Source organism: Lyngbya confervoides BDU141951 (genome assembly GCF_000817775.3).
GTDB classification, from domain to species: Bacteria; Cyanobacteriota; Cyanobacteriia; order Thermosynechococcales; family Thermosynechococcaceae; genus Lyngbya; species Lyngbya confervoides.
In genome coordinates this window covers 18,139-43,063 of sequence record NZ_JTHE03000079.1, presented here as the reverse complement: position 1 = coordinate 43,063, position 24,925 = coordinate 18,139, and the positions used below count along the sequence as shown (strand labels likewise).

Below are 24,925 nucleotides of genomic sequence, written 5' to 3'. Positions count from 1 at the left end.
GCGTGATTTCTCGACCTGTTATGTCTCAAGATGTCGCTCCGCAAGCGGGTAATGCCAATCCGCCCCTGTCGTCGAGTGAGCCAATTTTACGAACTTCGCAGCTCAAGAAAACCTATCGCACCGGCTTTTGGCTCAATAAGGTGGTGACCCCCCTCAAAAGCTGTTCGCTCACGGTGCAATCCGGGGAAACCTTTGGGTTACTCGGCCCCAATGGAGCGGGAAAAACGACGCTGCTCAAGATTTTGCTGGGCATTATTTATCCCAGTGGGGGGCAGGGACAGATTCTGGGAAAACCCCTGGGCGATCGCTCGGTCAAGCAGTACCTGGGCTATCTGCCTGAAAATGCCTACTTCTACGACTACCTGACGGGCTGGGAGTTTTTAGAATTTGTGGCGCGCCTGTTTCAAATTCCCCGGTCAGTTCAGAAAACGCGCATTCCGGAGCTGTTGGATCTGGTGGCTCTGGATCGAAAGTCGGCGCGCAAAAAGCAGATGCGCCAATATTCTAAGGGGATGCTGCAGCGCATTGGTGTGGCCCAGGCCTTGATGAATGATCCCAAGATTATCTTTTTAGATGAGCCGATGTCGGGATTGGACCCGCTAGGACGCAGCCAGGTGCGCGATATCATTGTCTCCCTGAAGGCCCAGGGCAAAACGGTGTTTTTTAATAGCCATGTGCTCTCCGATGTGGAGAGTATTTGCGATCGCGTGGCCATTTTAGCCCTGGGGGAACTGCTGTGTGCGGGCTCATTGGATGAACTCCTGGGGCAGCAGCAGGATTCCTTCCGGGTGACCGGCCAAGGCGGCGACCCAGAGCAACTGCGCCACCTGATGGCGGATGTCGAATTCCACGGTTCTCAATGGCGAGGACAGTATGTTGGCGATCCTGAGGTGCTGCTGCGTGGGATCCATGCAGGTCAGGCTCAGATCTTAAGTCTTTCGCGGATGCGGCAGTCCCTGGAGGATTTTTTCCTGCATCAGCTGCGGGCTCGGGGGATTCACACCAGCCGCTAAAGACCGGATCCGGCACTCACCTGAATCATCTGGTCGGGGTAGATGAGTTGGGGCGCAAGGTGCTGAACCTGATCGAGGGTCACCGCAGCAATCCGCTCCGGCACGCGCCTCATTTCCTCCGGCGGCAGACCGTCCACAGCATTGAGTAGCATTCGCTGGGCCACGGAATCCGGGCTGGCCAACTCGATGGGATAGGCATTCAAGAGCGATCGCTGGACGGTCTGAAATTCCGCTGCGGTGACCCCCGTTTGCACCAATTGGCGAACCAGCTTCAGAGTGGTTTGTAGGGCCGCTTCGGTGTCTTCCGGGGCCGTTTGCAGCTCAATCACAAAGGATCCGGTCTCCTGACCTGCACTGAAGTAGCTATAGATGCCATAGGTGAGGCCCAGGCGATCGCGAATTTCGTTCCCCAGTCGACTAGAGAGGGTATCGCCCCCTAGAATTTCATTCAAGATGAGGGCGCCGTAGTAGCAGGGGTCGCTGCGCTTAAAGCTGACATGCCCCAGATAGCTGTAAACCTGAGTCTTCCCCGCCAGGGGGATTTTTAGCTGCTGGGACACACTGGGCGGGGTCACAGGTGGATAAACCAGGGCCGGGGCGGGCAGCGGCCGTTGCCACTCCCCAAACCATTGGTGGAGATGATCCTGCATAGCCGCCACCTCAAAGTCGCCGACCAGAGCCAGAATCAGATGTTCGGGCCGATAGGTTCGTTGATAGTGTTGCTGCAGGTCCTCCCGACGAAGATTGGCCAGGCTGTCCAGGGTGGGAAATTCATAGAAGGGGTGGGGGGCAGGAAAGAGAGCTTGCTGAAAGTGGCGTCGCCCGACCCGTGCCGGATCGTCGAGTTCCATCTGCAGTTGGGTCATGGTCTGGGATTGGGCAAGGGCCACTTTTTCGGCAGGGAAGGTGGCCCTTTGCAAAATGTCCGCCAGGGTCTCTAACAGGAGGGGATAGTCCTTCGAGAGGGCACAGCCCTCAATCTCAACGCCCTCTCGATAGGATTGCAACTCTAAATGAATTCCTCGCGATTCCAGCCGCTCAGTGAGGGCGCGCTCATCATGGCATTCCGTTCCCGCCATTACAGTGTCAGCCACCAAACTCGCCAGGCCCCCTTGACCGGGCGCATCGTAGGCATTGCCCGCCTGCAGGTGCCCTGCCAAGGTGAGGGTGGGAGAGCTGTGGTCTGGCAGTAAAACCACGCGCAGGCCGTTGCCCAGTACAAAGGACTCTGGAGAAACGGTGGAAGCCTCTAGTTCCGGGCCTTGCTCCGCGGGCAAATAGCTGGATACCTCGCTGGGGTCGACGGGCTGGTGAGGACCAAAGTCCTCCTGGGTTTGCCCACCGCTCACCAGCAGGGGAGTATCGCTCAGCTGGCTGGGCTTAAAAATTCCCTGGGTGGCCTGCTCTGGCTGTAGATAGGTCTGGGCCAAGCGCTGGATATCCTGAGGTTGGACCTGGTGGAGGGCAGCCAGATAGCGATCGCTAAATTGATAGTCATCGGTGGTGATTTCGTTGTAGGCCAGCTGACTGCCCTGGGTATCGATGTCCCGGTTGCTAAAGATGAACTGGGTGATGAGCTGCTGGCGAGCCCGGTCGAGTTCGGCATCCGTAACGGGATCTTCCCAGAGCGATCGCAGGGTTTGATTCAGGGCCGTTTCCAGGGGATCTAGATCGGTCTGCGGCGGCGCCATGAGGGTGAGGTCGTACCAGCCCCCATTCATCAGGGTGGCGCTATAGGTATTGACCTGACTGGCGAGTCCGGTTTCCACAAGGGCCTGATGCAGCCGAGAGTTATGGCCAGCGCTGAGAACGGCATCCATCAAATCCAGGGCGGGCACATCTGGATGCTGATTGCTCACCAGGGGATACACCCGCTCCAGAAGCGTAACGCTACCAGGTTCTTCCAAAAGCAGGGGTGTTGACTGGGCGATGGCCGGGGTCAGCACCGGGGTGTCCATCTCGGGCACCGGCCCCCCCGGCAGCACACCAAAGGTCTGATCCACCCGCTCCAAGGCCCCCTCCAGATCAAAATCGCCCGTGATCACCAGCACTGCGTTGCCGGGGTGGTAGTAGCGCCGATAGTAGTCCTGGACCTGATCCAGGGTAAAGGTCTCCACTTCGCTCTTGGTACCGCCCACCGGCAGGCCGTAGGGATGGAACCCAAAGGCCCGCTGCATCACCTGGCGACCGAGGCGATAGCTGGGACTATTTTCGTAGCCCTGGAGTTCTGAAATGACCACCCGTTTTTCCGCCGCCAAGTTGGCCGCGTCAAGGACGGTATTGATCATGCGGTCGGCTTCCAGGGTCAACAGGGCACCAAGCTTATCCCGGCGAGCGGTGCCGTAGTAAGCGGTCACGTCATAGCTGGTGAAGGCATTCGAGGCACTACCGAGGGCGCTAAAAAGTCGTCCAAACTGGATAGGACGGCTGCGGGTTCCCTTAAACATCAAATGTTCGAGCTGGTGGGAAATGCCGTTGATCTGGGGCGACTCATTGCGACCGCCCACGCGATACCAGACCTGGACACTGACCACGGGGGCGGTGTGGATGGGCTTGGTGAGCACCACCAGGCCGTTGGTCAGAACGTGACGCTGAACCCCAGCGGTCAAAGAAGATGAAGCAGATGAGCCAGGTACGGCAACAGATTCCATAGCCTTCACAATTTTCGCAGTTGCATCTCATCATAGAAGCAATTGCCCAATGCCATCGCGTCCTTATGGCCATGGCGATATGGTCATGGCGATTTTTTTTCATCGCGCCCTGTTTCTATCGCGCCCGATGCCCCCCGGTGTCTGTTGGGGAGGGCCGTCCAAACTTTCGCACCTCTCCCCGATCTCGCAGGGTTGTTCAGGAGCCGACGTTATCGATAGTCGAACATCAAGGTATACTAAGCCCGACAAAATTGGTGTGTAGGAGCAAGAGTCATGACCGGACCCATAAGCAATGGCGCAGATAAAAAGGTGGCGGCTGGAATCTGTGGCATTTTGTTGGGCGCCTTTGGCGTTCACAAGTTTTTGTTGGGGTACACCACAGAAGGACTCATTATGCTGCTGGTGACGATTGTGGGCGGCGTGATCACCTGTGGGGTGGCCACCATGGTCATGGGGATTATCGGCTTGATTGAAGGAATTATTTATCTCACCAAAAGTGACCAGGAATTCGTTGCCACCTACATCAATAGTCAGCGTGGCTGGTTCTAGTTGGGGATCTGTGCAGCGCTTGCAGCCCTTAACCCGCCGGGAGTGGTTTGGACGCTGGGGAATCTTAGGGCTGACCGCAACGCCTGGGCTGCGGATGTTTATCCCTGAAACTGTACTGCCGTGGGGATGGATCCAGTGTCCCCTTCGTCACTTTACCGGCATCCCCTGCCCCTCTTGCGGGATGACGCGGGCGTTTCTGGCCATGGCCCAGGGGAACTGGCAGCAGGCCATGGAATTTCACTTATTGAGCCCCTTGGTCTTGATCCTCTTTGTGATCCTTGCCGGACATCTGATGCTAGAGATTCAACAGCGGCGGCGGATTTCCACGCCACTTTCACGGATGGCCCGGCAATGGCCTGTCCTTTTCGGAAGCTTGGGAGTCCTGCTGCTCTACCATGGTTGGCGGCTATGGCAGCTTCAGGCCAGTGGCGAACTGGCCGCCGCGATGGCTCAGGCTCCCCTGGGACACCTCTGGTAAGGCGGCTGCGATCATCAACGATCCAGGGAGGGTCACCCTTGCCAGTGGGCTATGATCGGTTAAAACCGCGATGAAAAAAGAAGTTCGTCTGTTATTCCTGCTGGCCCTGGCCCTGGCAGGAACCGCCTACTTTACCAGCTTTGAACAGCTAAATGTCCCCATGGACTGGATGAGGGCCTATGCCGCCCTGATTCCAATCCAGTTTGGCATTTTATTTTATTTGCTGTGGCAGTCTAGAAAAAATCAGCGGCCCGAGTAACCCGATCCCCACCCTCAACATGGGGAGGGGTAGGGCTAACCCCTCCAGCCTCCTCAAGAGAAAAAATCAAAGGGTTATCGCCGTGGGGGAAGCCGCTGCTTCTAGAACCGCGGCCCTGGCCCAGCGATCGCTCTCTAAGATGTCTTCCAGGCTGGGCGTTGCGGTATTTTGCGCTGTAAAGCGATCGCAGGTGGCCTCAATCACGCGGGGAATCTCCAAAAATGTAATTTTTTCCTCCAGGAAAAGAGCCACGGCCTGCTCGTTCGCGGCATTTAGGACTGCGGGCATGGCTCCCCCCGCCCGCCCGGCAGCATAGGCCAGCCCCATGCAGGGATATTTCTCGTGATTGGGTTCTCGAAAGGTAAGATCTCCAGATTTCACCAGATCCAGCGGTTTCCAGTCGGTGTGAAGCCGCTCAGGCCAGGACATTGCATACAGCAAGGGCAAGCGCATATCCGGCCAGCCCAACTGGGCCAACACCGAGGTGTCCTGCACCTCAATGAGCGAGTGAATGATGCTCTGGGGATGGATGACGATCTCAATGTGGTCGTAGTCCAGATTAAAGAGGGAGTGAGCCTCAATGACCTCCAACCCCTTGTTCATTAAGGTGGCTGAGTCCACTGTAATCTTGCGTCCCATGGACCAGTTGGGGTGATTGAGGGCATCGGCCACCGTCACGCTGGCCAGCTTCTCCACCGGCCAATCCCGGAAGGCTCCCCCGGAGGCGGTTAAGATGATGCGGCGCAGACCGCCCGCCGGAACCCCCTGCAAACACTGGAAGATGGCCGAATGCTCGGAATCGGCAGGCAGCAGCTTAACCCCATGCTGTTCTACCAAGGGCAGAACCACGGGCGCTCCCGCGATGAGGGTTTCTTTGTTCGCCAGCGCAATGTCTTTGCCAGCCTGAATCGCCGCGATGGTAGGCAGCAACCCAGCACAGCCCACAATCCCGGTCACCACCGACTGGGCATCGCCGTAGGCGGCAACCTCTGCAATTCCCTCGGATCCTGCCACCAGAGTGGGCTGCGGTGTTACCTGGGCGATCGCGCTTCGCAGATCTGGCAATTGGGTCGGATCGGCGATGGCCACAATTTCCGGCTTAAACTGGGCAATTTGCTGGGAGAGTAGATCCAGATTTCGCCCTGCCGCCAGCCCCACAATCCGAAACTCCTCGGGGTGAGAGGCCACAATATCCAGGGTTTGCGTTCCGATGGATCCGGTGGACCCAAGGAGGGTGATTGCTTTCACGGCGACAAAATATAAAGCGTTGCAAGACTATATTAAGCGCTGTTGCCCCCTCGTCCAACAGACTGTCCTTAGCGAAGCGGTCTGCCAAGCTGTCTCATGTTCCTAACCTGGGTCTTAACGGTGTGGAGACGATCTGGGCAAGCCAGGAGGGACGTAATGGCTATACTGGAGCCAAGAGAGATCGTCACCGATTCAAGCGCGGTATGGTTCTCTCGTCCAACGCTCCCTTGCTTGAACACCTTTTCCTGAATACCTTCTCCCGAACAATGGCAAATACACCTTTCCCACTCCCCTGGTTGCGATTTGGGTCGGCAATTCTTGTGGCTGGGGGCATTGGCATTGGCGCTTACAGTCTCCTTGTACCCGCTGATGTTCCGCACCCGGTGATCGCCGAAGTTCGGTGGGAGACCCTCGCCAACTCGCTCCCTCCCGAAGCTCGACAAATCACGACCTACAGAAGCCCAACCTGTGGGTGCTGTGGATCGTGGGTTGAGCATATGCAAGCTCAGGGATTTCAGGTTCAAGACAAAATCGTGGACAACTTAGAAGGGGTGAAGCGAGATCATAATGTGCCTGAGGATTTAGCTGCTTGTCACACCGCGATCGTCGATGGCTACGTTATTGAGGGGCATGTTCCGGCAGCGGACGTTAAGCGGTTGCTCACGGAGAAACCCAAGGTGGTGGGCATTGCCGTTCCGGGGATGCCGCTTGGGTCACCGGGCATGGAGTCTGGCAATATCCGAGAACCCTACCAGGTCTTTACCTTTGATCAGGCAGGAAAAACCGCAGTGTTTGCAGAGCACAACACCTAAGCGGCAATCTCTAAGGCACTAATCTCTGGGGCTTCAATTCCCAAACTGAGGGTGGCGAGTCACCCCTCAGCCTTACCGGAGGCTGCGGTGGACTTGCGGTCCTTTCACTTCAATCTCATAATCGTGTGCCCTAATGAGGTCAGGGACGGTTTGTATCCTCACTGGGGCGCCGATTAGGATAAACCGCGAATCTAGGGCAACCCGAAGGAGAAGTCCGCGCCGTACTGCCTCAGCAGTCGGCGTCGGGAATATGTCACTTGCGAGGTAATGATAATCCACCAGGGGGAAGAGATGCGATCGCTCAGCCGGAGACAATTTTTAGCGTTGACGGCAGGCAGTGCCGGGGCTGTCCTGCTCTCGCAGTGCAGTCGCGGTCAAACCCAAACGCCCTCGAAGCCGCCAATCAGGGGATCGACATTCTATCCCAGCCGCAATGGCGTGCTAGAACTCGATCTGGAGGCTCGTCAGAGTCAGATTCAGCTAGGGGGCCAAAGGATAGAGGTATTGGCCTACAACAACCAGATTCCAGGCCCCCGTCTGGAAGCCAAACCGGGCGATAGGGTGCGAATTCGGTTGCAAAACAATCTGTCCAACCCGACAAACCTGCATTACCACGGCCTGCACATTCCGCCCACAGACCCAGCCGACAACGTTTTTCTGCGCGTTGGCCGAGGGGAACAGGTTACCTACGAGTTTTCGATTCCCCCCGATCATTGGGGGGGATTGGCCTACTACCACCCCCATCTCCATGGCTATGTTGCAGATCAAGTTCTAGGTGGGCTAGGGGGAATCTTTGTGGTTCGGGGCGCGCTGGATCATATCCCTGAAATTCAGGCGGCAGAGGAGATCTTTTTGTTTCTAAAGGACTTCATCGTTGAGCCGCATCAGTCCATGATGGGCCGGATGGCAGGACGAGAGGGCGATCTGGTGACGGTTAATGGTCAGGTCAATCCTGCGTTTTCAATTCCTGCGGGTGGATTGGCGCGATTGAGGCTGGTGAATGCTTCTAATGCTCGCTTCTATCGCCTATCACTAGAAAAGCATCCCTTTTATCTCATTGCCACCGATGGTTATCCCTTGTCGGTTCCCGTCGAGTTGTCCGAACTGCTCCTATCTCCGGGGGAGCGAGCCGAGGTACTGATTCAGGGAACCCAGGAATTGGGTCAATATCGCTTGTTGAACTTACCCTATAGGCGGGGGCGGATGGGCATGATGGGGCGGGGCCGGATGGGAGGAATGAGGGGCGATCGCGACTCTGTCGCTCCTCAAGTTTTGGCAACGCTAACCTATTCAGGGCAGGTGCAGCCACAATCGTTCCCGCAGCGGTTGATTGCAGTGGAGGCTCTGCCCGATCCAACAAGGGTGCGTCAATTTGTGCTCAATCACGGTATGGCGCCGGGGCAGGGCATGGTGTTTTTAATGAACGGCAAGCCCTTTGACCCGCAGCGCATTGATACGGAGGTGGTCTTGAACACCATAGAAGACTGGGAAATTACCAATACGGGGGTGATGGATCATCCCTTCCATCTACACACAAATCCCTTTCAAGTTATCGCCCGGAATGGTCAGCCTACGCCCTATCCCGCCTGGAAAGATACTGTGCTGGTCCCAACAGGAGAGACGGTGCGGATTCGAATTCCGTTCAAGGATTATCCCGGTAAGACCGTTTACCACTGTCACATCCTCGACCATGAGGAGTTGGGAATGATGGGAACGATTGAGATGAGGGGATAGGAGGTGGAGTGAAAAGGCAAAGCCGATCTGGACGGTTACAGGTTTGACTCACCTGCCGAAATGCGATCGCCTGTAGTTCTCGGTCCGCAGCCGTCCGATGGGCATGGTCAATGGCTTCATATACCCCAAATCCGCTGAGCGTCAAAATAATGCCCATCACCCCGGTATACCCGCTTGCCAATCGCCAGCGCGTCTGGCGAAATAGCTTGCGCTCATTCATGGTCTACGTTAAGACGATAGCCAATCCCATACACCGTCTCGATGGCATCGTTGCAGCCCAGTTCCAAGAGCTTGCGACGCAGTTGACGCATCAGCGCGGCCACTACATTACTAATGGTATCGGCTTGATGTCCCCAAAGCTGATTGCGAATTTGATCTCGGCTGACAATCTGCCGGGGATGCTGCATGAGATATTCCAAAAGCTGAAATTCTTTGTGGCTGAAACTGAGGCGATCGCCGCTGAAGTGCCCGCAGGCGCGCTAATAGTTCAATTTTACGAAACGGCTTAATCAGATAGTCGTCCGCGCCAGCATCTAAACCTGCGGCGGTGTCCTCCGGACGGTCCTTTGCCGTGAGTAGTAATACCGGCAGAGGGTTGTGCCGCGCTCGGAGGCGTTGGCATAGCTCAATCCCAGACAGTCCCGGCAATAGCCAATCAAAAATCGCCAGCGTGTATTGGGTCCAATAGCTTTCTAAATAGCCCCAAGCGTCTAAACCGTCCTGCGCCCAGTCCACGATGTAGGCTTCCTGGATCAGGGTGCGCTGAACCGCCGATCCGAGATCCGGTTCATCTTCCACCAGTAAAATGCGCATCAGAATTACAGGGAAACCGTAGAAATTAGGGGACAAATGTCCCCTGGTTGGGGGCGAGGCTGGGTGGTGGCCCAGCGATCGCGATAGTCCTCAAGCTCTGCTTTAAAGGCCTGCATCTTCTGGATTTGATCCTCTAGCTGCGCGATTTTCTCCTGCAGCAGCGATCGGACAAACTCGCACGGCACATCCCCCTGCTGATGGACATGGAGCACCTCATGGATATCCTCCAGGGAAAAACCCAAGGCCTGGGCCTTTTTAATAAACTGCACCTGCTGGATTGCCTCCGGTGGATAGTAGCGGTAGCCGTTTTCACCGCGAACGGATTGCAGTAGGCCCAGGCTTTCGTAGTAGCGTAAAGCCCCCACCGAGGTCCGGGTTTGTTTCGAAACTTCTCCAATCCTGAAGCGCGCTGCCACTGGCATTCACCCTGATCTCCCAAAGCACATACTGCCACTTTAAACCCTCTAGCCCGCTGTAGGGTCAAAGCTGGGATGCGACTCCTGCCTAAAAAGCCAATTCCGTTCTAGAGAGCGCTTCGCTGGGATGACTCCGGTCGGACCTGCCACCAAAGCCTCAGCCCCAAAGTATGGTTGTGGGCACCGGCTGGGCGATGCCGGTATAGGGTCTACCATCTTGAGACCGAGAGAGATTCCTGGGGTCGCCCCCAAGATTTCCTGCTTCAGTGCTAATTGACTAGACTTCATGACTGAACTCCCTGTCCCCCCGACTCCACAGGCATTTTCTATTCCCCGTTGCCTACGGAAATGACTTGAGCCGCAGCCATGGCGCTTGGCTTGATTGACCCATATTCAAAACAGTGAGAGATTCTGACACTCAAGTCTTTTTTGACCTTGGCACCACAATCAGGACAGTCCTGACTCGTCCCTCTTGGGTCAACCTTGCCGTAATACACCTCTCGCTTGAAGCACACCCCAGGCAGGATTTGATGAGTGAACTGCCCCCATCCTGCATCTAGCGGATGCTGACCCAGCATTCCTTTGGCCATCATGCGGAACTCCAGGTCTTCCCCGAAAATCATCCCTGCACTTGATGAACCGATGCCTTACGGACGATTCGGGCTTGTTTGATCTCAAACAAGTCGGGGATGCGCCGTGACCACCGAACCTTGACCCAACCCAGTTGCGGCAGCTTCATCCCTTCATTACTGATGCAGGTCTTGAGCATCTGAGGGAACCCAAAGGAGCGCATCCGATTCGGCTTTTTGAACCGAGGGAAGCCAGATCGTTTCAACCGCCACGACTCCCAAGCGCCATCGAGCTTCCTGAGAACTTGCTGAAGCACCTGAGCATTCACGGTCTTGAGCCTAGGGAAGTTAGCCTTGACCGCAGTCAACCGCTTTGCCTGAACGTGGTAATTCGGGAAGGGCGCATCCGCTGGCAAGAGAAACGCTTGCTGAATCGAACAAGCATTCACGGGTGACTTCGTCAGGGTCTAGCTGCAATCCCTCAATGGCCGGATTGTCGCGGTCCAGGATCTGCTGCGAGAGTTGAGCGGTCTCCGCCACGGGATCTCCGGTGGTAAGGACCGTGGCCCCTGCCACGTCGCGACGCGAAATCCCCAGCTGTTGCATTGTCTCCCGCAGCGGTTGATACAGCGGATGAGCCTTCGCTTCCAAGGGCGTCGGAGGTGAGTTGTTCTGGAGCAGCCGCTGAACAATGTCAGGAGATCGCAAACGCCGCCGCAGGACGTCCCGGAGCGATCGCTTCACCACATAGGCATATTGGCGATTGGGGCAGAGAATAATGCCAGGGGCAGGCCCTACGGCTAACAGAAAAGCCGGTACATAGTGGAGATCTGGACGAAAGGGAGAGGCAATGGTGGGATAGGTCTGGCCCCGTTCAGGTGAGTGGGGATCAATAGGAGTGGGGATCCATATCGGTGCTGGAACCGGGCTTCTCCAGCGGGATGGATCTTGAGTGAGGATACCCCGCTAGGGACCCTTGACCCTCTAGTTGACTAGAGGGTTTACAGTGATCTCAGGCCCTGGCTTGGGCTGCCTACAACGCTGACGCCTGTTTAGATTCAGGCTCCCCCCGCCCACCCTTGGCGCTCGGAACCATCGTGGGGGTTACCCTCAACGGGCAATGCGGTCAAGAGGCGCGGTCCTGCGATGTTAACCGCAGTAAATTGATGCTGGATCCATGCTGGGGACGAGGAGCGAGGACAATAACGTATCGAGGACACTTTAACGTATCGAGGACACTTTAAGGATGTCAAATCAACTTGCACCCCCGGACTCTGTGAAGGTTTATCGCATGTCTATGCCAGATCATGAATGCCCCTGGGGACTCAAAACCATCCACTTACTTCAGGATCAAGGCCTGGAGTTTGAAGACCACAAACTGCGATCCAAAGCGGAAGTCGAGGCCTTCAAAGCTAAACACAACGTTTCCACTACCCCTCAGATTTTCTTTGGTGAACAGCGCATTGGGGGCTACACTGACCTCGCCGAATATTTTAACGTTGCAGCAGAATCAGCCGATTATTCCTACACCCCGGTAATCGCCCTTTTCTCAACCGCTGGCCTGATTACCCTGGCCGCTTCCCTGGGAATGACCGGCTTTATGGGGGTGTCCCTGTCTATGCTGGCCTCGCTGAAGCTCATGGATATGGATGCCTTTATGGAAGGCTTTGAGAAGTATGACTTGATCACCAAGCGATTTAAGCCCTATGCCAAGGTCTATCCCGTTGCAGAACTGCTGATGGGTCTTGGATTTCTATCGGGTGGGCTTCCCTTGATTACAGGCATTAGTTCCCTCTTGATCGGCACCAGCGGCGCAATTTCAGTCTTCAAGGCAGTTTATATTGATAAACTCGCGTTGAACTGCGCCTGCGTGGGAGGCAATACAAAAACCCCCCTGGGGATCGTGAGCTTTGCTGAAAACGCGATTATGGCTGGAATGGGAGCGTTTTTGATCTTCACAGCCGTTGGTGAAGGGACACCCGCATCAGCGCGATCGCCGGAATTTCGCCCACCTGCAATTGTTCAACTTCATCAGGAACAGGCTTGATTTCCTCTGCGCAACTTTCCTCTGCGCAACTTTCATCTGCGTAACCGGCATCAATCCCCAGAGAGTCAAGGGTTCAACACGACGGCATCAGCTGGCGCAGACGTTCCCAGGTTCGCTGGTTCTCGGGCGGCGATCCCACCGTGATCCGCAGACCCCCTCCCGTGAAGCGTATCGACGTTCCCTGCTGCTGCATTGCCTGGTGGATCTGCTCCGACTGGGCAAGGGTTTGCGCTTGCGCATAGATAAAATTCGCGGCACTCGGCCAAACCTTTAAGTGGGGCAGCGATTTGATCTGCATCAACAGGTTGTCTCGCTCCGTGAGCAAACCCGGAATGGCCTCTAGTAACCTGTGGCGGTGATCCATGGCCAGCTCTGCTGCCGCCAGGGACAGGGCCGTCAGGTTGTAGGGTAAGCGTAACTTTTCCAGCGTGGTAATTATCTCAGGATGGGCCACGCCATACCCCACTCGATGGGCCGCCAGCCGGAACGCCTTGGAAAAGGTGCGCAGAATCATCCAGTTGGGTCGCTGCAGAACCTGGGCGATCAGGGTCTGCTGGCTAAATTCAAAATAGGCCTCGTCCACCACCACCAGCACCTCCTCTGGCAAACTCTCCAACCACTCCACCTCGGATGAGGTGAGCGGATTGGCGGTGGGAGAATTGGGATGCACCACAAACACCACCCGAATCGGGGGATGGTGCGGGGCCGTAAGGGCCTGCTGTGCCGCTGCCAGATCGATAGCAAAGCTAGGGGTGCGATTCACGCTGACCACCGGAATTCCCAGGGTCTTCGCCAGAATCGCGTACATGGAAAAGGTGGGCTGCGCCACGAGGACGGATCCTTCGCCCCCAAGACAGGTCGCCATCAGCACCGAGCGAATCAGCTCGTCGGACCCATTCCCCACAGAAATCCACTGGGCGTCCAGGTCTCCGGCAAGGGCTTCGCTGGCATAGGCGGCGATCGCCTGCTTGAGTGCCCGGTGATCTCCGTTCGGGTATCGGTTGGCCTCAATTTGAGTCTGGTAAAGATCGCTCAGGGATCGCTTGAGATCTGGCGGTAAGTCGTAGGGGCATTCATTCGTATCCAGGCGGTCAACCCGACCCTGGGTGGGAGGACGCTCTGATCCTTCTGGATCGGCTTTGTAGGTCGTCAGTTGAGCCAAGTCAGAACGAATAAACGGCAGCATACCGGTGGTTCACCCTCAGTTGAAATCTTTCTTAAAATCAATAGGAATGATTGTCTCACCCCATTGCAACCTTTTGATTGTAGGGGAGGACGCTCTGTTCCTGGGTCAGCAGCCCCGCTTGTCATCTCTACAGTTTATGAATCCTGCCTTCATGCCTTTACTCAAACCTGAACAGCGCCAAAAGCTCGATCCAGCCAGCGATGATGATTTCTATGATATTCCCCGGTTTGTCACCCATGTCGATGACAGTTTCATCCAGCAACTGACGGACCTCTACCGCGATCGCCTCCAGCCCAACAGCCGCCTTTTAGATCTGATGAGTAGCTGGGTATCACATCTGCCGAAGGAGATGACCTTTGCCCATGTGGAAGGGCACGGCATGAATGAGGAGGAGCTTGCCCGTAACCCGCGCTTGGACCATTACATCCGCCAAAACCTCAACCAAAACCCCGCTTTGCCCTACCCCGAGGCCAGCTTCGATGCAGTCTTGATTGCCGTGTCTGTGCAGTATCTGGAATATCCCGAGGCCGTCTTCAGCGAGATTGCCCGCGTCCTGACCCCAGGCGGTCTATGTCTGGTGAGCTTCTCCAATCGCATGTTTTACCAAAAGGCCATTCAGGCCTGGCGTGATGCCCGCGAGGTCGATCGGGTCCAATTGGTCCAGTCCTACTTTGAAAAAACGCCGGGATTCGCCGCCCCCGAGGTGGTGCAATCTGTCTCGGCAATCTCAGCCATTCTGGGATGGATGGGCGGGATGAGCCGCGATCCGTTTTACGCGGTGCTGGCTCAGAAAAAATGATAGGCTCAGCAACAACCCGTTCAATACATTTGAGGATTCACTATGGCGAAAGCCCGTGCGAGGCATATCCTGGTCCCCACCTTGGAGGCTTGTGAAGATTTAAAAGCCCAGATTGAGGGAGGAGCAGACTTTGCGGAAATCGCCAAGGCCCATTCCCAATGCCCCTCCGGCCGACGAGGAGGCGATCTCGGTGAGTTTGGCCCTGGCCAAATGGTCCCGGAATTTGATCAGGTGGTCTTTAGTGCTGACGTCGGCACCTTACAAGGCCCGGTGAAAACCCAGTTCGGGTATCACCTTTTAGAGGTGACCAATCGCAGCTAAGGCAGTTGCGGCCTGCCCTCAGCCCAGTGCTTACAAAGCGCTGATAAAAGCGCTGATAAAAAAGAGTCAAGCAGACACATCAAGTTAGGGTCAACACTATTGACACCCTGACTGGTGTGTTTGGGTGTGTTTGAGTGTGCCTGGGTGTGCCCGCGGATCGGCTTGGTCTCTCCCCTTCCTCAGGGTTCGAGCTCACCCGATTTAAGATTTCAGCTGGGCCTCCACTGATTCAGGTCTGCTCGCCAGGGCAGCCGTGAGCACCACTGGGCCTTGGGGGCTCACCCACACATCATCCTCAATGCGAATCCCGCGCACATCGCGAAACTTGTCTAGCTGGTCCCAGCAAATGGCCGATTCCCCCCGCTGCCTGGCGGATCCGAGCAAGGCTGGGATTTGATAGAAGCCTGGCTCCACCGTTACCACCATATTTTCCTGCAAAGGCCGGTGCAATCGCAGGTACCTGAATCCAGGGCGTTGGCTCCGCTGGCGACCGGGCGCATACCCGGCCAAGTCACCGAGATCTTCCATGTCATGGACATCCAACCCCAGTAAATGACCCACTCCGTGGGGGAAAAAATAGCTGGGAATCTCCTGATCGACCAAGCTCTCGGGATCGCCCCGAAGAATCTTGAGATCCACCAGACCCGCAGCCAGGACCTTCAGGGCGAGGCGATGAATCGCCTCATATTCTACCCCCGGCGCGATCGCCTCAATGCAGGCATCATGGGCCGCCAGGACCACTTGATAAATCTCGCGCTGGGTGGGGCTGAAGGTGCCAGAGACCGGCCAGGTTCGCGTCACGTCAGCGGCCCAGCCGAGGGTCGTCTCAGCCCCGGCATCCACCAGTAGCAGGTCCCCAGCTTGGAGGGGATGGTGGTAATGGGGGTTATGTAGAACTTCGCCGTGGACGGTGACAATACTGCCGTAGGCAGGAACCAAGTTGTGGGATATAAAAACCTGTTCAATGGCCGATCGGACCTCTGCTTCGGTGTGAGATCGCAACGTGGCCCGCATTCCAGCTTGATGGGCCTGCACAGTGACCGCAGCCGCGGTGCGAATTTGGGCCAGGGAAAACTCATCCTGCTGCAAACGTAAGCGCATCATCGCAGCGGCCAGGATCTGATGGCGCTGGGCCATACCAGGGACCGCTGGCCCGGCAAGATCCCGTTGCCGTTGCTGGGTCAGGAGGTCCGGGGCAGGGAGGGTTGCAAATGCTTGATCTTGCCACTGCTCCAGGGCCGACAGCGGGTAGGCCTCATCGATGCCTGCCGATCGAGCCAGGTCCCACCGAGTGGGCGTGGGTCCATGCCAAAGGTCGTCCTCGGGGGAAGCCTCATCCCAGTAAAGAATGCTGCGCCCAGCGGCTAGGGCAAAGACCGCATTCATGATGGGCAAACCGGCCAGATACAAAAAGTGACTGCTGGCTCGAAAGGGGTAGCAATTGGCTGCAAAGTTACGCGCTACTGGCGCTCCAGACCACAGGAGCACCGGTTCCGCACAGCAGTCGCTCAGGCGCGCTCGTCGCTGCTGGAGAATCGGCAAAGGCGTTACGTCCATCGGCATAGATCTTGAGAATTTCAGAATCAATTAAGCATTGGGTCGGAGAATCCAGGTAAAGATAGATGTAGTGGACTTTAGTTTATAAAAGATTTTTAAATTTGTTACTGAGGTCCAAGAATCATCCCTTTCCGGGGACTCGTTCTAGACGATGCATTTCTGCGTTGGACAGGGGTTATGTCGCTGTGACCTGTAGTTAGCTTCCGAAGGAGAGCGACGTCAGGACGCTAAACAAGGCAGAACCTGGAGAGGGTAGCGATAGACAGTGTGGAGTTTGTGTCGCTTCCTCTACTTTGTTCCCACCGATGAAGGATTCAAGTCCGTTCAGAGCGACCATTAGTGGGAGATGTCTAGGTACCGTCTGAATCTATTGCGGACTCGTGCAGCCGTACGGGTCCGCAAGTCTTTTGGACCCCAGATCCGGTGGTGCCCTTGATTTTAATCACGACCCGCAGCGATGGGGTCAAGGGGAGCCAGTTCCCTGGGGTCGAAATAGGTGATCATGCTCAGGGTGGTAAAGCCGCGATCGCCGTTCGTTTGTGGGCTGAGAGAGGGCCGGACTGATGAGATACATGGTGGTGCGAATTAGGTTTTCCCGTTCCGTCGCCGCCGCCATCTCGGCCAGGGGCACCACCACAATGCGCTCATCGGGCCAGCCAAGGCGATAGCAGATGGCAATGGGCATTTGGGCCGGGTAATGTTGCAGGAGCTTTGTTTGGGCCGCCTCCACATGGCGAGCGCTGAGATAAAGACAGAGGCTGGCGCGGTGGGCCGCCAAACCTGCCAGTTCCTCGGCGGGGGGCACCTGAGTTCGTCCGCTAATCCGGGTCAAGATGATGCTCTGCACCAGTTCGGGCACCGTTAGCTCCACCTTCAGCCGCGCGGCGGCAAGCTGAAAGGCGCTAATGCCGGGCACCACTTCAAAGGGAATTTGGGCCATGGTCAGGGCCTGCATTTGCTCGTGTACGGCACCGTAGAGGCAGGGATCGCCCGAATGGAGGCGCACCACAGATCGGTGCGATCGCACTCGCGCCATCATCAGGGGCAAGATCTCCTCCAGGGTTTTGTTTGAGGTGTGAATAATCTCGCAGTCGGGCCGCACCAGATCCAGCATTTGGCGCGGCACTAGAGAATCGGCATAGATCAGCACATCGGCTTGTTGCAGGATGCGGTGGGCTTTGACGGTGAGCAACTCTGGATCGCCAGGGCCAGCTCCGAGGATATACACAGCCGGAGCCAGGTCAGGGGTAAGGTCACGCTGAGAGTACACAGGGGAAGAGGCAGTCATTGCAGTCACATCCGAAGCAAGGGGGGAGCCCCGCAGGGGGGCAGTCCAATCTGTTCTTGATCCTAGATCTGATTGGTAGACCCGGGGGTGAGCTTAACAATCTTTGCGGTTCTCCCATGACGCCCGATTAGCGAATCAGCCAATGCAAGGCCATCGCAACCAGGAACCCAATCCCTGCGTAGCGAAAAAATGTCCAAAACGACTCCCCAGGAGTTTTCCAAGACAGATAGTCTTCCCCCACCCAGTCAATCACCTCACTGGCAAGCTGATATTCAATCTTGCTCAGGTCTTCGGCGATGGCTTTGGTGTCTTGAATGACGTTCAGCGTCTCCGGATCCACTCGCCGCCCCTGGCGAGCCACCTGCCCCTGACGGGCCAATAAAATCTTCTCGCGGCGCTGTTTGAGTTGATCAATTTTGGCTTCAATTTCCTGCAGCGACTGATCAAAGTCGAAGGCGGCCGGGGAGGAGGCAGAAGGGTCCGCGGGCGATCGCTCAGTCATGGCCTCATCCGCAACGTAGTGGGGCAATGGGGATTCATCATCTCGGTGTGGGTTTACCCAAAAGTTTCTACACTACAGTTTCTACACTAAAGTTTAGAGTACCCAACCTCAGAAATATTCCTTATGGCCTTGCCTACCGCCGCCTCTGCCTCTGCCCCGCCCACCCCCCTGGAGCAGCGCTGGGTGATTCAGTCCCCCCATCCCGATACCGTTCGACGCATCGCCGAGCATACGGGTCTAAGCCCCCTGCTGGCTGCGGTCCTGGTGAACCATGGCATTGAGGAACTGGAGGCAGCGGAGATCTTCCTCAATCCTGAACAGGCACAGCTCCCCTCGCCCCTGAATGAGTTTAGGGATTTACCGGTCAGTCTGGACCTGTTGGAGCAGGCGATTCGACAGGGAGACGCCATCGCGATCTGTGGTGATTATGACGCCGATGGAATGACCAGCACGGCCCTTCTATTGCGAGCGCTGCGAGGATTGGGTGCCCAGATTGACTATGCCATTCCCAGCCGGATGTCAGAAGGGTACGGCATCAACCGTCGAATTGTGGAAGAGTTTGCGGAGGACGGGGTAAGACTCATCCTCACCGTTGACAATGGCATTGCGGCCTACGATCCCGTGGCCCGCGCTCGTGATCTGGGCCTAGCGGTCATCCTCACTGATCACCACGATCTGCCGCCTCAGCTGCCTCCCGCCAATGCCATCTTGAATCCGAAGCTGCTCGATGCCCAATCCCCCTATCGGGGCCTGGCGGGGGTGGGGGTGGCCTACGTGCTGGCGGTTTGCTTGGCGCAGCGCTTGGGCCAGACCAAGCAAATTACGCCCCTGCTGGCCCTATTTACGCTAGGCACCATCGCCGATCTAGCCCCCCTCACGGGCGTGAATCGGCGGTGGGTCAAGCGCGGACTGAAGCTGTTACCCCAGTCCAGCTACGCTGGGGTGCAGGCGCTGATTCAGGTTTCCGGGAGTGGCCTGGGGGAAAAAGATGCCCTGAAGCCTGACACCATTGGGTTTCGCCTCGGCCCCCGCATCAATGCCGTCGGCCGCATTGCCGACCCCCAAACCGTCATTGATCTGCTGACCACCGACGATTGGAGCGTTGCCCTGGATCGGGCGGCGGATTGCGAACGGATCAATCGCGAGCGACAGCAGCTTTGTATCCAGATTGAGCAGCAGGCGATCGCCATGGTTCGGCGCGGCGGAGAGGGGCTGGAGGCCCCCCATCCCCACCGCGATCACGTGTTGGTGCTGGTTCGCGCCGGCTGGCATCACGGGGTGATTGGAATTGTGGCCTCTCGCCTGGTGGAACGCTACGGGGTGCCGGTGTTCATCGCCACCTATGAAGAAGATGAGGATCAAGACCTTCTGCGCGGATCGGCGCGGGGCATCCCCGAATTCGATGTCTTCGCGGCCCTGAACCACTGTCGGGACTGCCTGGATAAGTTTGGGGGACATAGGGCTGCAGGAGGCTTTACCCTTTCGGCCCAGAAGCTGCCTGAACTGCGAAGTAAGCTCATTGAATTTTCCCAGGAATGCCTGGAGTCAAGTCAGCTTAAGCCCCTGGTCGTCATTGATGCCCAGGCCCGCTTTGAGGATTTAAATTGGGATTTGTTTACCCAAATTGATCAGTTGCATCCCTGCGGCATTGACAATCCTGAGCCTGTTTTTTGGACCCCTGATGTGCGCGTCATTGAACAGACCCAACTGGGAAAACAGCGCAACCATCTGAAACTGACCGTGACCACTGCCTCAGAATCAGCGCCCGTCTTTAAGGCCATGGCCTGGCGCTGGGGAGAATATGCCCCCTTGCCGGACTGTATTGATATTGCCTATCGACTCCGGGACAACTACTGGAATGGCGAACGGTCTCTGGAACTGGAATTGCTGGGGTTTCGCCCCAGCGACGCTGCCCCCTCCTGGCCTCAGGGGGAAAGGCCCTCCGCCCCTCAGTCCTCTCCGCCCGCGGCCGCCGATTGCTGGCTACAGTGTCCGGAGCCGCCCCTTCCCGAGGGGCCGGAACGCCCCCGCCACTGGTTGCCCTTAGATCGACCCTGGGATCAGCTTCTGCCTGAGATCAAGGGAAATATCCTGGTTTATGGGTTTGATCGACCGCAGCTAGCCCCCTCCCCGGACACGGATGGCGTGGAGTATGACCGTCCTACCCAACCCTGTGAAACCTTGATTCTTTGGACCTTGCCGCCCTCCTGGAGCCACCTGCAGTGGCTGCTGGCCCTGGGCAAACCCAGCACCATCTATGTGCGAAATGCCCAGCCCGATTTTCCCAGTCCCCAGCAGTTGCGATCGCACCTGCAAACCTACCTGAATCAAGATCGCGACCAGCCGATCAATTTACTGGCCCTGGGCCAAACCTGGTGGGTTGCCCCCAGCACCCTTGTGGCGGCCCTGCGGGAGATGGGCTATCCCTGCCGGGGGTTTCCCAAAACCGTGGGACTGCTGCAGGAGTTTCAGCGCCTGCGCGACTGGTATGCCTATCCTGCCCATCTGTTGGGGAACCTGGGCTAAAGCCCCCGCCCGGCCCGTTAGATCCGGAGGAGGCCGATTCTATATCAGTTGTGAGCGAAAACGGCTGACGCTAATGCTCATGAGCACCACTGCAAAGGCAAAAAGGGCCGCAATGTGAGGCCATAGCGCCCCGACTGCCTCTCCTTTGAGAATCAAGCTGCGGGCGATGGTCACGTAATGACGCAAGGGGTCAAACCAGGCTAAAAATTGAAACAGTGGCGGCATGGTTTCAATGGGCGCGATCGCTCCTGAGAACTGAATAATAGGGACATTAAAGAAAAACGAGGTCAACACCACCTGCTGCTGGGTTCGAGACAAGGTCGCCAGCAAAATTCCCAAACCAATACTGACAAACACATAGAGGCCAGAAAGGCTCAGAAAAATGAGATAGTTCCCGCGAAAGGGCAGCTGAAAAATAAATCGCCCCATGGCCGAGGCCAGGAGAACATCCCCCATCAGCAGCACAAACAGCGGCACAACTTTGGCCAGTAAGATTTCCCATCCAGCCGCTGGCGTCATGAGGAGCTGTTCTAGGGTCCCCACATCCTTCTCACGAATCACCGTCACCGAGGACACCAGCGATCCGGTCAGGGTGAGCACCAGTCCGATCACCCCCGGCACAAAGAACCAGCTGCTCATCAGCCCTGGATTATAGAGAAAGCGCGTGGCCGTTTCCACAGGGAGGCGGGCGATCTGGGAATGGCGGCGGCGCGTGTATTGATTGAGGATCTGGTTGATGTACCCTTGAGTGATTCCGGCGGTGTTGGCATCGACCCCATCGATGAACACCTGCACTTCCACAGACCTTCCTTCTTGGAGATCGCGATCAAAGGCCGGCGGAATGACCAGGCCCGCATTGAGCTTCCCCCTCTGGACCTGATGGCCCAGATCCGCCTGATTGAAGGGCGTGGCGGTGACTTCAAAGACGTCATTCTCCACCAGGGCAGAGACCAATTCACGGCTTTCAGCCGAGTTGGCATAGTCCACAACCCCTAACTTCAGGTGGTCCACCACCGGACTCAGGGCCAGGCCGAACACCAGCAGCTGCACAGTGGGGGGAAAGAGCAGTAGAAAAATGAGCTGGCGATTTTTCAGGATTTGCCGAATTTCTTTGCGCGTTAACGCCCAAAATCGGCTTTCCCTCAGAGAGGCAAGCCCCTTCATGAATCCGAGATCTCCATGCGCTTGAGAATTTTAGTGGCCGCGATGAACAGCACCAGTCCAATCCCGAGAATAACCAGCGGGACAATCCCGACGCCCGACCAGCCCGCTCCCCGCAAGAAGGCGTCGCGCGTGAGCAAAATGTAGTAGCGGGCCGGAATGATGTTGGAAACGAGGGAGAGGGGAAAGGGGATATTTTCGAGGCGGTAAATAAACCCCGAGAGCAAAAAGGAGGTTAGAAACCCCACGATAGCGGTTCCCTGCACCGCCCCATTTTGATTGCCCGTTCTGGCGCCGACAAAGAGTCCAAAGCATACCGCTGCGCCGAGATAGATGCCGGTTCCCAGCAAGAGCAGCCCGGGCCCTGTTTGCAGCTTCAGTCCAAATAACACCAGCGCCACGAGCATGACAACGGCGGCCTCCGCGACGGCAACGATCCAATAGGCAATGCCCTTTCCCAACAGCCACTCCATGGAACTGAGATCCGAGGCATAGACCTGAATGGCCGTCCCCTGTTCCTTCTCGCGCACCACGGCGATCGCCGTCAGCATAGAAGGAAAGACCCAGAGCACCACGGCAAAAATCCCTGGGACAATATACAGCGATTCCTTCCGTCCCGGATTGAACCAGATGCGGGTTCGGGCCACAATTCCCTCTGGACGAGAAAAGTCAGGCAGAGACTGGATAAAGAAATTCGTAACGCCCTTGAGGCTGTTCTGAATCACGCGGGCATTGTTCACGTCTGTCCCATCCACAAGCACCTGGACCGTGGTGCTGCCTGCCCGCAAATCGCGGGCGAAGTGCAGCGGAATCACAACCGTGGCCTGGGCCTTGCCCTGATCTAGAGCCGTGAGGGGAGAAGATCCCACCATCGGTGCTGGCACAAACTGACCGGTGGCGTAGAGGCGTTCGATATAGCTGCGGCTCAGGGGGGTTTGATCCCAGTCCTGGACCGCAAGGGAGATATTTTTTGATTCCAGCCGGATGGCGTAGCCGTAAATGAGCAGCATAGCTAGGGGCAGCAATAAGGCCAGGGCGACGGTGAGCCGATCGCGGCTGAACTGGGCTAATTCCTTCCGAATTTGAGAGATTACACGATTCACTCCTTTCCCTCCGTCCGCTGCACCGTACCAATAAAGGCATCTTCTAGGGTAAAGGGAATGGACCGCTGGCTCTGAATCTGAATCTGCTGCTGCTGAAGATGCTGGATCAGGGGCGGTAACTCTTGGTCCGGGTGATCTAGAACCAGGTGGAGGCGATCGCCAAAGATCGAAACTCGCCAGGATTCGATCTGTCGTTTCAGGAGTTGGGAGGCCTGCTGGGTTTGGGCTGTGGTTAGCTCCAACAGCTGTCCGGGCTGACTGGCCTTGATTTGGGTGGGGGTTCCCTGGGCGACAATTTCTCCAGCCACCATAAAGGCCATGCGATTGCAGTTCTCTGCCTCTTCCAGGTAGTGGGTGGTGACCAGAATGGCGGTCCCCCGGCGCGCAAAATCTCGAATCAATCGCCAAAACTGTCGTCGTGCCAGGGGATCTACTCCAGAGGTGGGCTCATCTAGAAACAAAATATCCGGCTCGTGCATCACCGAAGCCCCAAAGGCCACCCGCTGTTTCCATCCTCCCGGCAGGCTGGCCGTCAGGGTGTGATCTCGTTCCGCCAGTCCACAGGTTTCCAGAACCCAGTCAATCTTTTCTCGGTGCAGCTTGCGGGGAATGCCATAGACTCCGCAGTAGAATTCCAGGTTTTGGCGAATGGTGAGGTCATCGTAGAGGGTGAACTTTTGACTCATGTAGCCCAAGCGCGATCGCACCTCCGCCCGATGCAGGTTATGGGTTTCTCCCGCCAGGCTCATCGTGCCGGCCGTGGGAGGCAAAAGCCCGCAGAGCATCTTAATGGTGGTGGTTTTTCCGGCCCCATTGGCCCCCAGCAGGCCGTAAATTTCTCCGTATTTCACCGCCAGATGCACCTGTTTCACGGCTTGAAAGGGGCCAAAGTTTTTTTGTAACTCCTGGGCTGCGATCGCCAGTCCCTGGCGCGGCAACGATCCTCGATAGTGGTGAAAGGGACGGTAGGGAGGGGCAGCCCCCTGCTGACGCAAATGGTGCACAAACACATTTTCCAAGGTGGGGTCACTCAGTTCCAGCGAGGTGATTGGAATCTGTGCGGCTTGGAGTTCCTGCGTTGCGCGATCAACATCCGGGGTGAGGATGTCCAGCCGATCCCCAAAGGACTGCAGATCGGCTAGGGCGCTATGGGGTTGGGCAGCCTGCTGCTGCAGCACAGTTTCCACAGGGTCTAGAGGCTCAGCCCGCAGTTCAATCCGATGCAGCCCCAGGTTGGTTTTAAGCTCTGTCAAGGTGCCCATTTGCTGGATTTGCCCTGCATAAATTAGGGCAATCCGATGACAGCGCTCAGCTTCATCCAGGTAGGGCGTGGCCGTCAAAATGGTGACGCCCTCGGCCGCCACCCCCGCCAACAGGTCCCAAAACTCCCGCCGGGAAACGGGATTAACCCCGGTGGTGGGCTCATCCAGCAGCAAAACTTGGGGCTGAGCAATCAGGGCACAGCATAGGGCTAGCTTCTGCTTCATTCCTCCCGAGAGCTGACGCGCCAGGCGATGGCGAAATGGATCTAGATTCATGCGGGTGAGAAGACTCTGGGCACGAGTGCGAAATTGTGCGGGTGCCACTCGCCGCAGCCCAGCACTGTAGCGCAGGTTTTCTAAAATGCTCAAGTCGAGATAGAGGGAAAAGCCCTGGGTCAGGTAGCCAACATCGAGGCGGGCTTCCCGCGGCGATCGCCCTAAGAGGGTGACGCCTCCGGCGCTGGCCTGCATCACCCCTGCCAGGATTTGAAAGGTCGTGGTTTTACCCGCCCCGTCGGGGCCAATGAGGCCAAAAATCTCGCCTGGCTGTACGGTAAAGTCAATGCCGTTGACGGCTGCCACGGGCCCGTAGTGCTTCACGAGCTGGTTTACCTGAATGGAAAACATGTTA

At 56.8% G+C, this 24,925-nt stretch carries 21 protein-coding genes and 2 pseudogenes; 10 read left to right on the top strand and 13 right to left on the bottom strand.

Features of this window, described 5'->3' with window-relative positions; genetic code table 11:
* Positions 1–20 precede the first annotated feature (20 nt).
* Positions 21–1,013 (top strand): ABC transporter ATP-binding protein, encoded by a 993-nt coding sequence (locus QQ91_RS13370; RefSeq protein ID WP_166275646.1) that lies wholly within the window; start codon positions 21–23, stop codon positions 1,011–1,013.
* Here QQ91_RS13370 and QQ91_RS13365 read toward each other — a convergent pair.
* The gene (locus QQ91_RS13365; protein WP_166275379.1) at positions 1,010–3,664 is read right to left on the bottom strand and encodes a M16 family metallopeptidase; all 2,655 of its coding nucleotides are present in this window, start codon (positions 3,662–3,664) and stop codon (positions 1,010–1,012) included. The genes QQ91_RS13370 and QQ91_RS13365 overlap by 4 nt on opposite strands.
* Before the next feature lie 273 nt (positions 3,665–3,937).
* Between QQ91_RS13365 and QQ91_RS13360 the strand changes: the two genes are divergently transcribed.
* From QQ91_RS13360 to QQ91_RS13350, 3 genes are all read left to right on the top strand, one after another.
* Positions 3,938–4,213 carry a TM2 domain-containing protein gene (locus tag QQ91_RS13360; protein ID WP_166275377.1) on the top strand — a complete coding sequence of 92 codons (276 nt, stop codon included), beginning with the start codon at positions 3,938–3,940 and terminating at the stop codon, positions 4,211–4,213.
* A complete protein-coding gene (locus QQ91_RS13355; RefSeq protein ID WP_166275375.1) occupies positions 4,200–4,691 on the top strand; it encodes a DUF2752 domain-containing protein in 492 nt (163 codons plus the stop codon). Before QQ91_RS13360 ends, QQ91_RS13355 begins: the two co-directional genes overlap by 14 nt.
* A gap of 70 nt (positions 4,692–4,761) precedes the next feature.
* Positions 4,762–4,950, top strand: a complete 189-nt coding sequence (locus QQ91_RS13350) for a hypothetical protein (RefSeq protein WP_166275373.1) — start codon at positions 4,762–4,764, stop codon at positions 4,948–4,950.
* A gap of 66 nt (positions 4,951–5,016) precedes the next feature.
* On the opposite strand, the gene dxr is transcribed toward QQ91_RS13350, so the two are convergent.
* Positions 5,017–6,198 carry a 1-deoxy-D-xylulose-5-phosphate reductoisomerase gene (dxr, locus tag QQ91_RS13345; RefSeq protein ID WP_166275371.1) on the bottom strand — a complete coding sequence of 394 codons (1,182 nt, stop codon included), beginning with the start codon at positions 6,196–6,198 and terminating at the stop codon, positions 5,017–5,019.
* Positions 6,199–6,464: 266 nt separating this feature from the next.
* Here dxr and QQ91_RS13340 point away from each other — a divergent pair, with 266 nt between their 5' ends.
* Entirely contained in the window at positions 6,465–7,010 is a 546-nt protein-coding gene (locus QQ91_RS13340) for a DUF411 domain-containing protein (RefSeq protein ID WP_166275369.1), read from the top strand.
* 267 nt (positions 7,011–7,277) lie between these two features.
* The gene (locus QQ91_RS13335; RefSeq protein WP_236095892.1) at positions 7,278–8,744 is read left to right on the top strand and encodes a multicopper oxidase family protein; all 1,467 of its coding nucleotides are present in this window, start codon (positions 7,278–7,280) and stop codon (positions 8,742–8,744) included.
* 212 nt (positions 8,745–8,956) lie between these two features.
* Here the strand turns inward: QQ91_RS13335 and QQ91_RS13330 are convergent.
* The 4 genes and pseudogenes from QQ91_RS13330 to QQ91_RS13315 all read right to left on the bottom strand — a co-directional run bounded on the left by QQ91_RS13330 (position 8,957) and on the right by QQ91_RS13315 (position 11,286).
* Positions 8,957–9,557 (bottom strand): annotated as a pseudogene (locus QQ91_RS13330) (response regulator transcription factor).
* Between the two features lie 5 nt (positions 9,558–9,562).
* Positions 9,563–9,979 carry a heavy metal-responsive transcriptional regulator gene (locus tag QQ91_RS13325; protein ID WP_166275367.1) on the bottom strand — a complete coding sequence of 139 codons (417 nt, stop codon included), beginning with the start codon at positions 9,977–9,979 and terminating at the stop codon, positions 9,563–9,565.
* A gap of 42 nt (positions 9,980–10,021) precedes the next feature.
* Positions 10,022–11,000, bottom strand: a pseudogene (locus QQ91_RS13320) (RNA-guided endonuclease InsQ/TnpB family protein); the annotation flags it as partial.
* On the bottom strand, positions 10,891–11,286 hold the full coding sequence (locus QQ91_RS13315; RefSeq protein ID WP_166275365.1) for a hypothetical protein: 396 nt from the start codon (positions 11,284–11,286) through the stop codon (positions 10,891–10,893). The pseudogene QQ91_RS13320 and the gene QQ91_RS13315, both read right to left, overlap by 110 nt.
* A 502-nt stretch (positions 11,287–11,788) precedes the next feature.
* Here QQ91_RS13315 and QQ91_RS13310 point away from each other — a divergent pair.
* Positions 11,789–12,589, top strand: coding sequence for a MauE/DoxX family redox-associated membrane protein (locus tag QQ91_RS13310; protein WP_166275363.1), 801 nt, complete (start codon positions 11,789–11,791; stop codon positions 12,587–12,589).
* 73 nt (positions 12,590–12,662) lie between these two features.
* Here the strand turns inward: QQ91_RS13310 and QQ91_RS13305 are convergent, their stop codons facing one another.
* On the bottom strand, positions 12,663–13,775 hold the full coding sequence (locus tag QQ91_RS13305) for a histidinol-phosphate transaminase (RefSeq protein WP_166275361.1): 1,113 nt from the start codon (positions 13,773–13,775) through the stop codon (positions 12,663–12,665).
* A gap of 151 nt (positions 13,776–13,926) precedes the next feature.
* Between QQ91_RS13305 and QQ91_RS13300 the strand changes: the two genes are divergently transcribed.
* Both QQ91_RS13300 and QQ91_RS13295 read left to right on the top strand, forming a co-directional pair.
* Entirely contained in the window at positions 13,927–14,574 is a 648-nt protein-coding gene (locus QQ91_RS13300) for a class I SAM-dependent methyltransferase (RefSeq protein WP_166275359.1), read from the top strand.
* 42 nt (positions 14,575–14,616) lie between these two features.
* Positions 14,617–14,895: a peptidylprolyl isomerase gene (locus QQ91_RS13295; protein ID WP_166275357.1), complete on the top strand. Its 279-nt coding sequence runs from the start codon at positions 14,617–14,619 to the stop codon at positions 14,893–14,895.
* Between the two features lie 201 nt (positions 14,896–15,096).
* Here the strand turns inward: QQ91_RS13295 and QQ91_RS13290 are convergent, their stop codons facing one another.
* From QQ91_RS13290 to QQ91_RS13280, 3 genes are all read right to left on the bottom strand, one after another.
* Positions 15,097–16,452, bottom strand: coding sequence for an aminopeptidase P family protein (locus tag QQ91_RS13290; protein ID WP_236095890.1), 1,356 nt, complete (start codon positions 16,450–16,452; stop codon positions 15,097–15,099).
* Positions 16,453–16,915: 463 nt separating this feature from the next.
* Complete coding sequence (gene cobM / locus QQ91_RS13285; protein WP_166275353.1) at positions 16,916–17,740, bottom strand: precorrin-4 C(11)-methyltransferase; 825 nt, start codon at positions 17,738–17,740, stop codon at positions 16,916–16,918.
* Positions 17,741–17,867: 127 nt separating this feature from the next.
* Complete coding sequence (locus tag QQ91_RS13280) at positions 17,868–18,269, bottom strand: sll0565 family protein (RefSeq protein ID WP_166275351.1); 402 nt, start codon at positions 18,267–18,269, stop codon at positions 17,868–17,870.
* Positions 18,270–18,365: 96 nt separating this feature from the next.
* Here QQ91_RS13280 and recJ point away from each other — a divergent pair, with 96 nt between their 5' ends.
* Positions 18,366–20,768, top strand: a complete 2,403-nt coding sequence (gene recJ, locus QQ91_RS13275) for a single-stranded-DNA-specific exonuclease RecJ (protein ID WP_166275349.1) — start codon at positions 18,366–18,368, stop codon at positions 20,766–20,768.
* A 39-nt stretch (positions 20,769–20,807) separates the two neighbouring features.
* On the opposite strand, the gene QQ91_RS13270 is transcribed toward recJ, so the two are convergent.
* The 3 genes from QQ91_RS13270 to QQ91_RS13260 are packed head-to-tail and all read right to left on the bottom strand — an operon-like array spanning position 20,808 to position 24,921.
* Positions 20,808–21,932 (bottom strand): ABC transporter permease, encoded by a 1,125-nt coding sequence (locus tag QQ91_RS13270; protein WP_166275347.1) that lies wholly within the window; start codon positions 21,930–21,932, stop codon positions 20,808–20,810.
* A complete protein-coding gene (locus QQ91_RS13265; RefSeq protein WP_166275345.1) occupies positions 21,929–23,032 on the bottom strand; it encodes an ABC transporter permease in 1,104 nt (367 codons plus the stop codon). The genes QQ91_RS13270 and QQ91_RS13265 overlap by 4 nt, the downstream gene beginning before the upstream one ends.
* Positions 23,029–24,921 carry an ATP-binding cassette domain-containing protein gene (locus QQ91_RS13260; protein ID WP_166275343.1) on the bottom strand — a complete coding sequence of 631 codons (1,893 nt, stop codon included), beginning with the start codon at positions 24,919–24,921 and terminating at the stop codon, positions 23,029–23,031. Before QQ91_RS13260 ends, QQ91_RS13265 begins: the two co-directional genes overlap by 4 nt.
* Positions 24,922–24,925: the final 4 nt, after the last annotated feature.

What these genes read in the sequence shown, in the direction of transcription:
- QQ91_RS13300 (WP_166275359.1), top strand. Translation starts at nt 13,927, where the DNA reads ATGCCTTTACTCAAACCTGAACAGCGCCAAAAGCTCGATCCAGCCAGC.
- QQ91_RS13310 (WP_166275363.1), top strand. Translation starts at nt 11,789, where the DNA reads ATGTCAAATCAACTTGCACCCCCGGACTCTGTGAAGGTTTATCGCATG.
- QQ91_RS13370 (WP_166275646.1), top strand. Translation starts at nt 21, where the DNA reads ATGTCTCAAGATGTCGCTCCGCAAGCGGGTAATGCCAATCCGCCCCTG.
- QQ91_RS13260 (WP_166275343.1), bottom strand. Translation starts at nt 24,921, where the DNA reads ATGTTTTCCATTCAGGTAAACCAGCTCGTGAAGCACTACGGGCCCGTG.
- recJ (WP_166275349.1), top strand. Translation starts at nt 18,366, where the DNA reads ATGGCCTTGCCTACCGCCGCCTCTGCCTCTGCCCCGCCCACCCCCCTG.
- QQ91_RS13335 (WP_236095892.1), top strand. Translation starts at nt 7,278, where the DNA reads ATGATAATCCACCAGGGGGAAGAGATGCGATCGCTCAGCCGGAGACAA.
- QQ91_RS13350 (WP_166275373.1), top strand. Translation starts at nt 4,762, where the DNA reads ATGAAAAAAGAAGTTCGTCTGTTATTCCTGCTGGCCCTGGCCCTGGCA.
- QQ91_RS13365 (WP_166275379.1), bottom strand. Translation starts at nt 3,664, where the DNA reads ATGGAATCTGTTGCCGTACCTGGCTCATCTGCTTCATCTTCTTTGACC.
- QQ91_RS13325 (WP_166275367.1), bottom strand. Translation starts at nt 9,979, where the DNA reads ATGCCAGTGGCAGCGCGCTTCAGGATTGGAGAAGTTTCGAAACAAACC.
- QQ91_RS13305 (WP_166275361.1), bottom strand. Translation starts at nt 13,775, where the DNA reads ATGCTGCCGTTTATTCGTTCTGACTTGGCTCAACTGACGACCTACAAA.
- QQ91_RS13270 (WP_166275347.1), bottom strand. Translation starts at nt 21,932, where the DNA reads ATGAAGGGGCTTGCCTCTCTGAGGGAAAGCCGATTTTGGGCGTTAACG.
- QQ91_RS13360 (WP_166275377.1), top strand. Translation starts at nt 3,938, where the DNA reads ATGACCGGACCCATAAGCAATGGCGCAGATAAAAAGGTGGCGGCTGGA.
- QQ91_RS13340 (WP_166275369.1), top strand. Translation starts at nt 6,465, where the DNA reads ATGGCAAATACACCTTTCCCACTCCCCTGGTTGCGATTTGGGTCGGCA.
- cobM (WP_166275353.1), bottom strand. Translation starts at nt 17,740, where the DNA reads ATGACTGCCTCTTCCCCTGTGTACTCTCAGCGTGACCTTACCCCTGAC.
- QQ91_RS13295 (WP_166275357.1), top strand. Translation starts at nt 14,617, where the DNA reads ATGGCGAAAGCCCGTGCGAGGCATATCCTGGTCCCCACCTTGGAGGCT.
- QQ91_RS13290 (WP_236095890.1), bottom strand. Translation starts at nt 16,452, where the DNA reads ATGGACGTAACGCCTTTGCCGATTCTCCAGCAGCGACGAGCGCGCCTG.